We start from the raw sequence: 12,978 nt of genomic DNA, 5'->3' as shown, positions 1-12,978 counted from the left end.
AAGGACTGGCGCCGATCGAGCGAACTGCCAATGTCCCCCCAAGTGGGGGAGATGTCCGGCAGGACAGAGGGGGGCGCGACGGAACTCGACCTATCCAGGTTTTCCATCCCGCGAGCCCATCCCTCAAACCTTGACCAGTTGCTCCACGCGATCCTTCTGCCCGAAAATCCTCAAATACCGCTCGATCTCCTTGAGATCGCCGGTCGCCTTGGCCGGGTTGTCGGAAAGCTTGACCGCCGGCCTTCCATTGGCCTCGGTGACCTTGCAGACCAGCGATATGGCGTCGAGGCTGTTGGTCTCGGTCGGCGCGCAGCCTTCGAAATCATTGGTCAGGTTGGTGCCCCAGCCGAAGGACATGCGCACCTTGCCCTTGAAGTGGCGGTAGGTCTCCTCGATGGTTTCGACCTCGAGCCCGTCTGAGAAGATCAGCAGCTTCTGCCTGGGGTCCTTGCCCTTTTCGCGCCACCAGGACAGGATTTTTTCGCCGCCCTCGATGGGCGGCGCGCTGTCGGGACGGAAGCCGGTCCAGTCGGCGACCCAGTCCGGCGCGTCGCGCAGGAACGAAGCGGTACCGAAGGCGTCGGGCAGCACGATCAGCAGATTGCCGCCATAGTAGCGCTGCCAGTCCTGCAGCACCTTGTAGGGCGACTGCTTCAGCTCTTTTTCCGAATTGGCCAGTGCCGCGAACACCATCGGCAATTCATGCGCGTTGGTGCCGAGCGCTTCGAGGTCATTGTCCATGGCCAGCAGCACATTGGAGGTGCCGGTGAACGCCTCGCCTACGCCTTCCTTGAGTGCCTCCACGCACCAGCGCTGCCACAGGAAGGAATGGCGCCGGCGAGTGCCGAAATCGGAAATGCGGATGCCGGGCAGCGCCTTCAGCCGTTCGGTCTTGGCCCACATCTTGGCCTTGGCGCGAGCATAGAGCACATCGAGCGCGAAGGGCCCGAACGATCGCAAAGCGGCGCGCGAGCGCAATTCGTTGATGATGGCAAGCGCCGGGATTTCCCACAGCGTCGTGTACATCCAGGGGCCGCTGAAGGTCAGCTCATACTGGCCGTCGCGCTTCGACAGCTCGTATTCCGGCAGCCGAAAACCTTCCAGCCAGGCGAGGAACTCCGGCTCGAAAATCTGCTTGCGGCCGTAGAAATTGTTGCCGCCCAGCCAGATCATCTCCTTCTTGGAGAAGCGTAGCGTGCGGGCATGGTCGAGCTGTTCGCGCAACTCGCCTTCGTCGATCTCGTCGGCCAGCCGCACCGAGGTGGTCCGGTTGATCAGGGAAAAAGTGGCATCGACCTTGGGGTACATGCCCCAGATCATCTGCAGCATCAAAAGCTTGTAGAAGTCGGTGTCGAGCAGGCTGCGCACGATCGGGTCGAGCTTCCAGGTGTGGTTATAGACGCGCCGCGCAATATCGGTCTTGGCCATGTCTCGTTACCGCCTTCGCTGCCCTGCCACCACAATAGCGACAGGCCTCATAGCATCGAATTGACCAAAACGCTGCTTGCTTTCAGGCTGGCCCGACAAAAAGAAAGTCCTGCGTGCGGCTACGAGGGTTTGCCGCCCATCACCTTGAGCGCGGGACGTTTGCGGCGGATGACGAGGCGGCCCGCCACCGGAGCGTCGGCGCGGCTGTCATCCCCGGCCTTCTCGGCGAACAGCCAGTCGATAAACACCTGCACGATCGGCGTCGCCCGCATTTCGTTGCGGCAAACGACATAGAAATCATCGACCGCCGGCACCGACAGGCTGAACGGCGCGACCAGCATGCCCCTGGCGAGCAGCGCGCTTGCCGTGACGGAATCGCCCAGCGCCACGCCATGGCCATGGACGGCGGCTTCCGCCGTCATGCGCGCGTCGCCGAGATGATGGCGCCGGCCGCGCTCGAGGTCCAGCGCGTCGGCGGCGGCCAGCCAGGTGTGCCACTCGCGGCCATCGTCACCGTGCAGCAGGACATGCTCGGCGAGGTCGCGAACGTTGCGGATCGGCCGGTTGTTGATCAGCGTCGGGCTGACCACCGGGAACAGCTCCAGGCCCGACCATTTGCGCATCCAGCAATCGGCCCAGCTGCCATCGCCATAGTGCACGCAGACATCGATATGCGGCGCCCGGATATCCCTGGGGTCGTTGGAGGGAATGAGCGTCAGCTGGATATCGGGATATTGCGCGGTGAAGCTGCCGAGCCTCGGCGTCATCCACAAAAGCAGCAGCGCCGGCACGCAGGACACCGACAGCGCGCCGCTGCTTGCCGGCCGCGTCAGCCGCTGCGTGGCGGCGGCTATGCCGTCGAACGCGACCGATACCGCCGGCAAAAGTTCGGCGCCATGTGGGGTCAGCTTGACCCGCTGGCCGACCCGCTCGAACAGCTTGACGCCAAGCGATTGTTCCAGCGCCTTGATCTGGTGGCTGACGGCGCCATGCGTGACATTCAGCTCACTCGCCGCCTTGGTCAGCGAGGCATGGCGCGCCGTGGCCTCGAAGGCGCGCAGCGGGTTGAGAGGTGGCAAGCGCTTGGCCATGGATGCTCGGCTTCATTGTGAGATTTTCTCACAGAAACCACCCTAACAATATCAATTGCTTTTTCAAAGCGGCTGCCGGAGACTTTGCCCCAAGACAACATGAAGACCTGAATTTGCAGACAGCCAGCGGGACAGCAGCCCGGCCGGATGACGGTCGGCTCGCCCGAGGTCACCAATTGCAACGCTGCATCGGCTGAGGAGAAGCGGATATGGGATACGATCGCGGCAAGCTCGACGCGTTGCGTCGCAAATATGGCGAGAGCCATGGCGGCGAGATGTTCGACCCGAAATTCCGCAAGGTCGCGGACAAGATCTTCTCCAAGAGCGGCACGCGGCTGGCGCCCTATTCCGGCATCCCGACCTTCCTCACCGCGCCCTACCGTGAAATCGCGGCGGACAATCCGGACTTCGGCGATCTGCAGGTGGCGATTATTGGCGTGCCGATGGATCTCGGCGTCACTAACCGGCCGGGCTCGCGCTTCGGGCCGCGCGCATTGCGGGCCATCGAGCGCATCGGCCCCTACAACCATGTGCTGGAATGCGCGCCGACGCATGAGCTCAGGGTGGCCGACATCGGCGACGTTCCGTTCCAGAGCCGTTACCGGCTGGAGACCAGCCATGAAGACATCGAACGCCGCATCAATCAGATCGTCGACGCCGGCGTCATCCCGCTGTCGGTCGGCGGCGACCACTCGATCACGCACCCGATCCTGAAAGCGGTCGGCAAGAAGGCGCCGGTCGGGCTGATCCATATCGACGCCCACTGCGACACAAGCGGCCTGTTCGACCTGACCAAATTCCACCACGGTGGCCCGTTCCGCAACGCCGTGCTCGATGGCGTGCTCGATCCGACGCGCACCATCCAGATCGGCATCCGCGGCGCGGCCGAGTATCTGTGGGAGTTCACCTACGAATCCGGGATGACGGTGGTCCATGCCGAAGAGGTGACCGGGCTCGGCATTCCCGCCATCATCGAGAAAGCGCGCAGAATAGTTGGTGACGGCCCGACCTATGTGTCCTTCGACATCGACAGCGTCGATCCGGCCTTCGCGCCGGGCACCGGCACGCCGGAAGTCGGCGGGCTGACGACGCGCGAGGTGCTTGAATTGCTGCGCGGCCTAAAAGGCCTCAACATCGTCGGCGGCGACGTCGTCGAGGTGGCGCCGCAATATGACGCGACCACCAACACCGCGCATGCCGGCGCCCAGGTGCTGTTCGAAATCCTGAGCCTGATGGTGTTCAGCCCGGCCGTGACCGGCAAGGGCGCCTGACGTTCAGAAAAGCAAAGGCGGCCGCCGCGCTGGAGCCGGCGGCCGACCCAAACAAACAAAAAGCTTCCAGAAGGGGAATGACAATGACAATCCGCTCGACATTCAAATCATCCATCGCCGCCGTCCTGGTCCTGGGCGCGGCAGGTCTCGGCGTCGCCACACAGGCTGCCAAGGCCGACGCACTGGCCGATATCACCAAGGCCGGCACCATCAATGTCGGCGTCTTCGCCGATTTCCCGCCCTTCTCCTCGGCCAGCGCCGATATGAGCCTCAAGGGCTATGACATGGACGTCGCGCAGTACATCGCCGACACGCTCAAGGTGAAGCTCAATCCGATCGCCGTCACCGGCCAGAACCGCATCCCCTACCTCAACGACCACCGAGTCGACATCCTGATGAGCGTCGGTTACTCCAAGGAGCGCGAGCAGGTCATCGACTTCGCCGCAGCCTACGCGCCCTACTACATCGCGGTGATCGGTCCGGCAGCGATGTCGGTCAAAGGCAAGGAAGACCTCGCCGGCAAGTCGATCGCCGTCAATCGCGGCACTCTGGAAGACACCTCGCTGACCGAGGCGGCACCAGCGTCGGCCGACATCAAGCGCTTCGACAACTACAACTCGGTGATCCAGGCCTTTATTTCCGGCCAGACCCAGCTGATGGTCGTCGGCAACGACGTCGGCGCCCAGGTGCTGGCCAAGCAGGATGTGCTCAAGCCGGAGCAGAAGTTCCAGCTTCTGACCTCGCCTTCGCATATCGGCCTCAACAAGAATGAGGACGGCCTGAAGAAGGCGGTCAACGATGCCGTCGCCAAGATGTTGGCCGACGGCAAGCTCGACGAAAGCTCGAAGGCCTGGCTGAAGACGCCGCTCAACCCCGACAACCTCAAGGATTGAGTTGCCGTGGCCTTCGGCTGGCTGCCAGGTGCCGTGGGCGACATCGCGCACGGCGCGGCGACGACGATCCTTTTGATCGCCGTCACCACGCTGGCGGGAACGCTGCTCAGCATCCTCGGCGCCGCTGGGCGGCGAAACGGCCCCGCGCTGCTGCGCCGGGCCATCGCCTGGTATGTCGAGGTGATGCGCAACACGCCGTTCCTGGTGCAGCTGTTCTTCATCTTCTTCGGCCTGCCGAGCCTCGGCATCAGGCTCGACCCGATCCTGGCCGCCATGCTGGCGATGACGCTCAACATGGCAGCCTACACCATCGAGATCGTCGGCGCCGGGCTCGACGCGGTGCCGAACGGGCAGACGGAGGCGGCCCTGGCGCTTGGACTGCGGCCACGCCAAGTGTTCATCAAGATCGTGCTGCCGCAGGCGCTCAAGATCATCTATCCCGCGCTGACCAGCCAGATCGTCATCATGATGCTGGAATCCGCCGTGGTGTCGCAGATCGCGGTGCGCGAACTGACCTATGAGGCCGACATGCTGCAGGCGCGCACTTTTCGCTCTTTCGAGACCTATTTCGTCGTGACGCTGGTCTATCTCTTGATGTCGATGGCCTTGCGGCGGCTGCTGGTTACAGGCGGGCGCCGCGCGCTCGGGGCTGGCGTGTCATGATCGAGTTCACGCTCTGGGACATCGTGCGCAACCTTCTGCTTGCCGCCCGCTGGACGGTGCTTTTGTCGCTGGCCGCCTTCGTCGGCGGCGCGCTGGTCGGGATGGCGGTGCTGTTCTTCAGGATCGCCAAGAATAAATGGAGCCGGCGTCTTGCCTCCGGCTACATCGCCCTGTTCCAGGGGACGCCGCTCCTGATGCAGCTTTTCCTGATGTTCTTCGGCCTGCCGATGCTCGGCCTGCGCATCGAGCCCTGGACGGCCGCGGTGCTCGGCCTGACCTTCTTCGCCAGCGCCTATCTCGCCGAGATCTGGCGCAGCGGGGTCGACGCGCTACCGCGCGGCCAATGGGACGCGGGCGCCAGCCTCGGCCTGCACTATCTGCAGGAGCTGCGGCTGATCATCCTGCCGCAGGCGTTCGCGATCACCCGCGCGCCGACCGTCGGCTTCCTGGTCCAGCTGATCAAGTCGACGGCGCTGACCTCGATCATCGGCTTCGAGGAATTGGTGCGGACTTCGAATGCCATCAACAACGCGACCTTCGAACCGTTCAAGGTCTATGGGCTGGTGGCGCTGATCTTCTTCGTCATGTGCTTTCCGCTGACGCAGTATGCGCGGCGGCTGGAGAAGCGGGTGCCGGGCCACTGACAGCCAACAAGGACGGCCACCAGGCTACCGGCGGCCGTGTTTTTCAATGCCCGAAGGCCAGCGACGGCGCGATCCGATCCCGCCGCAGCCAGCGGGCCAGAAGCAGGGCCGCCACCACGGCCAGCCCGCTGGACAGGCCGATCCAGATGCCGACGCCATGGAAGCCGAAATGGAAGGCGAGCAGCACGCCGAGCGGCAGGCCGACGCCCCAGTAGCCGATGGCGGCATAGATCATCGGCACCTTGGTGTCGTGCAGGCCGCGCAGCATGCCGGAGGCAACCGCCTGCGCGCCGTCGAAGACCTGGAACAGGGCGGCAAAGACCAGGAACGACACGGCAAGCGCGATCACCCTGGCATTGGCGGGATTGCCCAGATCGATGAAGGCGCTGATCAGGAGATGGGGCCAAAGCACCATCACCAGGCCCATCAGCGCCATGAACGAGACGCCCATGACGAAGGCGGTCCAGCCGGCACGCGACACGCCCTCGGGGTTGCCCGCGCCATGCGCGAGCCCGACCCGCACCGTCACCGCCTGGTTGAGGCCGAGCGGCACCATGAAGGAGATCGAGGCGATCTGGATGGCGATCGCGTGCGCGGCCAGCGAATCGGCGTCGATCAGGCCCATCAGGAGTGCCGCGGCATTGAAGATCGTCACCTCGAAGGCCAGGATGCCGGCGATCGGCAGGCCGAGCCGCAGCAGTCCCTTGAAGCGCGGCCAGTCGGAACGCCAGAAGCGGCCGAACAGATGGTAGCGCCGGAATTTCTTCTCCAGCATCACCACGACGGCCATGCCGACGAACATCAGTGTGCTGGACAGCGTGGTGGCAAGACCGGAGCCTGCGATTCCCATGGCCGGAACACCGAGATTGCCGAACATGAACAGCCAGTTGAAAAAAGCGTTGCAGGCGACGGCGACGAAAACGATGATCAGCGCCCAGCCCGGCCGCTCCAGCGCCGAGATGAACGACCGCAGCACGATATAGCCGTAGAAGGGCAGCACCGCCCATTCCAGCCAACGCAGATAGATGCCGGCCTGACGCGCCAACGCGGGCTCCTGGCCCATGGCGAGCAGAATGGCCTCGCCGTGCCAAAGCACGAGCCAGATCGGGATCGCGATCAGGATCGCCAGCCACAGGCCCTGGCGCACGGTGCGGCGCAGATCGCGCACGGAATGGCGGCGGCGGCCTAGCTCGGTGGCGATCATCGGCGAGGTCGCCAGCATCAGGCCGAGGCCGAAGATCAGCGGCATGAAATAAAGATTGGCGCCAAGCGCGCCGCTGGCCAGCGTGTCCGCGCCGAGGCGTCCCATCATCATGACGTCGGTGGCGGTCATCGCGGTCTGGCCGAGATTGGTCAGCACCATGGGCCAGGCCAGCGCCAGCGTCGCCCTGATTTCCCGACGCCAAAGATTTTCCGGCGCGCGAGCGCCGGCTTCGATCGCAGACATTGTCCTGCTCTTTCAGAACACGGCGCGTCGGGCCACACCCGGAAGCCGCACAGCAATGGCACAAAATGGCGCCGTTTGCGCCGTCTATTGAACGAAATGCGACATGAAGGCAAGGGAGGAGGCGCCGGAACAGATTGAGCCAGCGCCATTGCGCGGGAGCCTTCCTCGTTCCCTTGCCGGCCGGGGACTGCTACGGATCAGACATCGACAACCGGCGAATATGGGAGGCAGGATGGCGTTCAGACGCAGAAAGAACACGGCCGCGATCCCGCGCACGGCGCCTTCCTTCGAGCATATCGTCACCGAGGCGAGCGACAGTTTCCTGTGGCGGCTGGACGACTATCCCTGGGAGCGCAATGTCTGGAACTTCCACCCGGAATACGAGATCCATCTACTCAGGAAATCCTCCGGCGTCGTGCTGGTCGGCGACCATATCGGCGAGTTCGGGCCGGGCTACCTCACCATCGTCGGCGGCGGCCTGCCGCATGACTGGGTCACCGCGGTACGGCCCGATGAGCTGATCGAGGGCCGCGACATCGTGCTGCAATTCGATCCCGAGCGGCTGCGTGGGTCGGCTGACATGCTGCCCGAACTGCGCGAACTGGAGCCGTTCCTGGAGCGGTCGCTGCGCGGCATCGTCTTCCATGGCCGGGCGGCTCTCGACGGTGCCGCGCTCATGGAGCGGATGGGCACGGTGCAAGGGTTGGCCCGGTTCTGCCTGTTCCTCGAACTGGTGGATCTGCTGGCCCGGACCGACGAGTATGAGCTTCTGTCATCGCCGGACTTCCAGCCGGTTCTCGACGCCGCCTCGCTCGACATCGTCCAGCGCACGCTGACCTATCTGTTCCAGCATTTCGCCGAAGACCTGAAGCTGCCTGACGTGGCCGAGCTGGCCGGCATGAGCGAAAGCACCTTCTCGCGGTTCTTCCAGAAGAACACCGGCAATGCCTTCAGCGACCATCTTGCCAAGCTCAGGCTCTGGCAGGCGTGCAAGCTCCTGGCCGACACCGATATCCCGATCACCGACATCTGTTTCCAGGTCGGCTACATGAACATCTCCAACTTCAACCGCGCCTTCCTGCGCAAGCACAAGATGACGCCGTCATCCTATCGCAAGCTGTCGCGGCAGCGTCTGGCGATGCGCGCATAAGCGCTTCCTGAATCACCGTTTTGGACCCGATCGATACTCGTGTGACGTGCTCCGTACGGGCATGCCGGTTTTTGCGCTGCACAATGCATAAAAGTACATGTCTGCTGCAACGGGGCTTCTAGCGTCGCCCCACGCAACTGCGCATTTTGGCGACGGGTGGCATGTCGTTCGGGCGATGGTGAGGATCGCGCAACCCGAGGACCTGCGCTGCCTGCGACGTATTCCTGGAGGAGAAAAAATCATGAAACCAGTTCGGCTCGCTGCCAGCCTTGGCGCAGCTTTCGTGCTTTCCGCTACCGTTTCAACCCTAGCCCTGGCGCAGGCGCCGGTCTGCTCGGCACCGGTCAAGGTGCTGGCGCAGCCACGCGACGGCCTGACGCTTCTGGAAGACTCCAAGGCCGAGTTCGAGAAGCTCTCCGGCGCGAGCTTCAAGATCGATTATCTGAACGAGAACGACCGCCGCGCCAAGTCGCGCGCCGACGCGTCCACCGTCGGCAACTACAACGTCTACTATGTCGATGAAGCGAATGTCGCGCTTTTCGCCTCGTCGAAGTGGATCGTGCCGCTGACCGATTATTATCCGGCTGACTATGACTATGCCGACTTCGATCCGGGCCGCCAGAAGGTCGCCACCTATGACGGCAAGGTCTGGTTCGCGCCGCTGACCGGCGGCGGCGACCTGATGGTCTACCGCAAGGACGTGCTGGAGGCCGCCGGCATCCAGCCTCCCAAGACGCTTGACGAGCTGATCGCCGACGTGCCGAAGCTGACCAACGCCGACAAGGGCATGTACGGCATCGCGCTGCGCGGCGCGCGCGGCTCGGGCGCCAATGTCTGGCGCTGGATGCCGTTCTTCAAGGCCTATGGCGGCAAGTGGTTCGACGGCGACAGGCCGGCCTTCAACTCGGACGCCGCCGTCAAGGCAACCGAGACCTATCTGAAGCTGTTCAAGGATTCAGCACCCGGCACGCAGACCGGCAGCTGGGACGAATCGACCGGCGCCTTCCTGTCGGGCCAGGTCGCGATCCTGGTCGAATCGACGCCGCTTTCGGGCATGGCGGTCGACCCGAAGACCTCGCAAGTGGTCGGCAAGATCGGCTTCCTGCCGCCGCCCTCGCCGCTGACCGGCGGCGGTTACGGCCATGGCCTCGCCATCGCTGCGAAAGCCAATGCCGACGACGCCTCGAAGAAGTGCGCCGGCCTGTTCATCGCCTGGGCAACCTCGAAGGAAAACGAGAAGCGCCGGCTCGACGCCCATCAGTTCGGCGAGTTGAACCGCACCAGCATCCTGTCCAGCAAGGAATTCGCCGACACCTACGGCGCCGATCTCGGCCAGGCGCTTGCCGATACCGGCAAGGTCACCGCGGTCAACTTCTGGCAGGATCCGCGCTGGCCGGACCTCGGCGATCGCTGGGGCATCATCCTCGAGGAACTGATTGCCGGCACACGCACCGACGTCAAGGGCAGCCTCAACGAGCTCGAGGCCTATGCCAACGGGCTGGTGAAGAAATAGGCACGTCCCTCTTGCGGCGCACGGTTCGCGGCATTCCTGGGAATGCGGGAACCTGTGCGTCGCAGGAGGGCCCGCCCTTTCCCGCGCGCGAGGGTGCGTGACGTCCAGATATCAGAGACACAGCAAGGCCTGAGACCAATGCCTCGACGTTCATCCCTGCCGGTCACCTTCGTCGTGCCGACGCTGGTCATTCTGCTGATCCTGTCGATGGTGCCGACGCTCTACGCGATCATCATCGCCCTGCAGAACCGCGAGTTGAGCTCGACGGGCTATTCCTGGGTCTGGTTCTCGAATTTTATCGACCTGTTCTCCGACCGCCGGTTCCTCAACGCCGTCTGGGTGTCGGTGAAGTGGGAGGTCGTCACCGTCGTCGCCACGATGGTCGTCGCGATCGGACTTGGCGTGCTGATGTTCGAGGTCGCCTCGCCGCGTCTGCGTAACCTTTATTGCCTGCTGTTCATCATTCCGGTGCTGCTGCCGCGCGTCTCGGCGGCTTTCGTGTGGAAATTCGCCTATCATCCGCTCTACGGCATCGCCACCTACCCATACCGGCTGCTGACCGGCGGGCTGATTTTCGACCCGCTTTCCAAGCCGTCGACGGCTTTGTTCGCGGTCGCTTCGGTCGATGTCTGGCAGTGGGGCCTGTTCTTCGCCGTCATCGTGCTGAAGCTGCTGGAGACCTTGCCGCCGCAGCCGATCGAGGCGGCCCGGCTCGACCACGCCAGGCGCTGGCAGATCCATGCCTATGTCACCTTGCCGATGCTGAAGGCGCCGCTGATCAGCCTGATGTTCGTCAAGATGATCGAGTCGCTGCGCTCCTTCGACCTGATCTATGTGATGACCCGCGGCGGGCCGGGGGTCGCGACCGAAACGCTCGACATGTACGCCTTCTCGCAAGGCTTCATCGAATCCGGCAAGGTCTCCTACGCCTCGGCCATGGCTGTGCTGATGATGATCGCCACCGTCATCACCTTCACCATGCTGTGGAAGCGGGTGCAGGCATGAGGCCCGGCCGCATCATCGCCAAGGCCGTCCTTGCCTTCGCCGGTTTTCTCGCCGTGTTCCCGCTGCTGTGGACGGCGCTCAACTCGCTGAAGAACAGCGTCGACATCATCACCCGCGTTCCCCGCCTGGTGTTCACGCCGACGCTTGCCAATATCAGCTACATACTTGGTCGCGACAGCGTCATCACCGGGCTCTACAATTCGGTCGTCGCTTGTGGCACGGCCGTGCTGATCGGCGTCGTGCTCGGCCTGCCGGCGGCCTACGCGGTGGCGCGCTACCCCAACCGCTGGGCCGGCGACATCCAGTTCTTCGTGCTGTCGCTGCGCTTCCTGCCGCCGGTGGCGGTGGCCATTCCGCTTATGGTGATCTGGCTGCAGCTCGGCCTCTACGACACGTTGCCGGCGTTGATCGTCACCTATTCGCTGCTCACCATCTCGGTGATCATGTGGCTCGCCATCCCCGCTTTCCAGGCAGTGCCGAAGGAGATCGAGGAAGCCGCCTTCGTCGACGGCTACGGCGCCTATTCGGTGTTCTGGCGGATCGCGCTGCCCGTGGCTGCGCGCTCGCTGATCGGCGCGGTTGCCTTCAGCTTCGTGCTGGTCTGGAACGAATTCCTGATCGCCCTGATGCTGTCGAGCTCCAACGCCAAGACCTTGCCTATCGTCGCCTCCGAACTCTCCCAGCAAGGCATGAACGTGCCATGGGGCATTCTCAACGCCTCGGTCGTGCTGCTGTCGCTGCCGCCGCTGCTTTTTCTCGGCGTGCTGAGCGGCTTCCTGAATTCCGTTTTCCGGCAAAAAAAGACTTGAAGTGAGGACTTACCCGATGCGGGCTCTGGTGCTTGAGAAAAAAGGCGAACTCTCGCTGCGCGAGATCGCGTTGCCGCTTGATGTCGGGCCGGACGACGTCAGGATCGGCATCCACACGGTCGGCGTCTGCGGCAGCGACGTTCACTATTACACGCATGGCGCCATCGGCAGCTATGTCGTGCGGGCACCGATGGTGCTCGGCCACGAGGCCGCCGGCACAATCGTCGAGGTCGGCGCCAATGTCACCAGCCTGAAGGTCGGCGACCGCGTCTGCATGGAACCAGGCGTACCGAACCTGTCGTCGCGCGCGACGAAGCTCGGCATCTACAATGTCGACCCCGACGTCACTTTCTGGGCGACACCGCCTGTGCATGGCATCCTTGCTCCCTATGCCGTGCACCCGGCCGCTTTCACCTACAAGCTGCCGGACAATGTCTCCTTCGCCGAGGGCGCGATGGTCGAGCCCTTCGCCATCGGCATGCAGGCGGCTAGCCGTGCCCGCATCGTCCCGGGCGATGTCGCCGTCGTCGTTGGTTGCGGCCCGATCGGCATCATGATCGCGCTTGCCGCCCTTGCCGGCGGTTGTTCGAAAGTGCTGATTTCCGATTTTTCCGCGCCCAAACTGAAGATCGCCGCACAATATGCCGGCATCGTGCCGGTCAATATTGGCGAGCAGTCGCTGGTCGATGCCGTCGCGGCCGCGACCGACAATTGGGGTGCCGACATCGTCTTCGAGGCGAGCGGCAGCCCCAAGGCTTTCGCCGATCTGTTCGACGTCGTGCGCCCGGGCGGCGCGGTGGTGCTGGTCGGGCTGCCGGTGGAGCCGGTTGCCCTCAATGTGCCGGCGGCGATCTCGAAGGAAGTCCGCATCGAGACGGTGTTCCGCTATGCCAACATCTTCGACCGCGCCCTGCAGCTCATTGCCTCCGGCAAGGTCGACCTCAAGCCGCTGATCACCGGTACCTATGATTTCGCCGACAGCATCAAGGCGTTCGAACGGGCGGCCGAAGGCAACCCGCAAGACGTCAAGCTGCAGATCCTGCTGACCGACGAAAAGGGCTGAC

General features: G+C 63.8%; 12 protein-coding genes. 9 read left to right on the top strand and 3 right to left on the bottom strand.

All coding sequences use genetic code 11. The features are described from left to right. Positions 1 to 123: 123 nt before the first annotated feature. Both pncB and gcvA read right to left on the bottom strand, forming a co-directional pair. On the bottom strand, positions 124 to 1,428 hold the full coding sequence (pncB, locus tag LB543_RS28645; RefSeq protein WP_224616551.1) for a nicotinate phosphoribosyltransferase: 1,305 nt from the start codon (positions 1,426 to 1,428) through the stop codon (positions 124 to 126). Between the two features lie 119 nt (positions 1,429 to 1,547). Continuing rightward, positions 1,548 to 2,519 carry a transcriptional regulator GcvA gene (gcvA, locus tag LB543_RS28640; protein ID WP_224616550.1) on the bottom strand — a complete coding sequence of 324 codons (972 nt, stop codon included), beginning with the start codon at positions 2,517 to 2,519 and terminating at the stop codon, positions 1,548 to 1,550. 209 nt (positions 2,520 to 2,728) lie between these two features. Here gcvA and speB point away from each other — a divergent pair, with 209 nt between their 5' ends. From speB to LB543_RS28620, 4 genes are all read left to right on the top strand, one after another. Continuing rightward, positions 2,729 to 3,790: an agmatinase gene (gene speB / locus LB543_RS28635; protein WP_140812339.1), complete on the top strand. Its 1,062-nt coding sequence runs from the start codon at positions 2,729 to 2,731 to the stop codon at positions 3,788 to 3,790. A gap of 83 nt (positions 3,791 to 3,873) precedes the next feature. Further along, the gene (locus tag LB543_RS28630) at positions 3,874 to 4,683 is read left to right on the top strand and encodes a transporter substrate-binding domain-containing protein (RefSeq protein WP_224616549.1); all 810 of its coding nucleotides are present in this window, start codon (positions 3,874 to 3,876) and stop codon (positions 4,681 to 4,683) included. Positions 4,684 to 4,689: 6 nt separating this feature from the next. Next, positions 4,690 to 5,346 (top strand): amino acid ABC transporter permease, encoded by a 657-nt coding sequence (locus LB543_RS28625; RefSeq protein WP_140812338.1) that lies wholly within the window; start codon positions 4,690 to 4,692, stop codon positions 5,344 to 5,346. Then, positions 5,343 to 5,990, top strand: a complete 648-nt coding sequence (locus tag LB543_RS28620; protein ID WP_224616548.1) for an amino acid ABC transporter permease — start codon at positions 5,343 to 5,345, stop codon at positions 5,988 to 5,990. The genes LB543_RS28625 and LB543_RS28620 overlap by 4 nt, the downstream gene beginning before the upstream one ends. 43 nt (positions 5,991 to 6,033) lie before the next feature. Here the strand turns inward: LB543_RS28620 and LB543_RS28615 are convergent, their stop codons facing one another. After that, positions 6,034 to 7,437, bottom strand: a complete 1,404-nt coding sequence (locus LB543_RS28615; RefSeq protein ID WP_224616547.1) for an MATE family efflux transporter — start codon at positions 7,435 to 7,437, stop codon at positions 6,034 to 6,036. Positions 7,438 to 7,669: 232 nt separating this feature from the next. Between LB543_RS28615 and LB543_RS28610 the strand changes: the two genes are divergently transcribed. The 5 genes from LB543_RS28610 (at position 7,670) to LB543_RS28590 (ending at position 12,977) form a co-directional block, all read left to right on the top strand. Continuing rightward, complete coding sequence (locus LB543_RS28610; RefSeq protein ID WP_224616546.1) at positions 7,670 to 8,587, top strand: AraC family transcriptional regulator; 918 nt, start codon at positions 7,670 to 7,672, stop codon at positions 8,585 to 8,587. Between the two features lie 241 nt (positions 8,588 to 8,828). Beyond that, positions 8,829 to 10,100 (top strand): ABC transporter substrate-binding protein, encoded by a 1,272-nt coding sequence (locus LB543_RS28605; protein ID WP_224616545.1) that lies wholly within the window; start codon positions 8,829 to 8,831, stop codon positions 10,098 to 10,100. 138 nt (positions 10,101 to 10,238) lie between these two features. Further along, a complete protein-coding gene (locus tag LB543_RS28600) occupies positions 10,239 to 11,105 on the top strand; it encodes a carbohydrate ABC transporter permease (protein ID WP_224616544.1) in 867 nt (288 codons plus the stop codon). Then, positions 11,102 to 11,914, top strand: coding sequence for a carbohydrate ABC transporter permease (locus tag LB543_RS28595; RefSeq protein WP_224616543.1), 813 nt, complete (start codon positions 11,102 to 11,104; stop codon positions 11,912 to 11,914). Before LB543_RS28600 ends, LB543_RS28595 begins: the two co-directional genes overlap by 4 nt. 16 nt (positions 11,915 to 11,930) lie before the next feature. Next, on the top strand, positions 11,931 to 12,977 hold the full coding sequence (locus tag LB543_RS28590) for an NAD(P)-dependent alcohol dehydrogenase (protein WP_224616542.1): 1,047 nt from the start codon (positions 11,931 to 11,933) through the stop codon (positions 12,975 to 12,977). The last annotated feature ends 1 nt before the right edge of the window (position 12,978 follow it).

Origin of the sequence: Mesorhizobium sp. ESP7-2 (assembly GCF_020164715.1) — a bacterium.
GTDB lineage: Bacteria > Pseudomonadota > Alphaproteobacteria > Rhizobiales > Rhizobiaceae > Mesorhizobium.
Note: the sequence above shows the minus strand (reverse complement) of the source record. Positions and strands in the feature narration are given on the sequence as shown.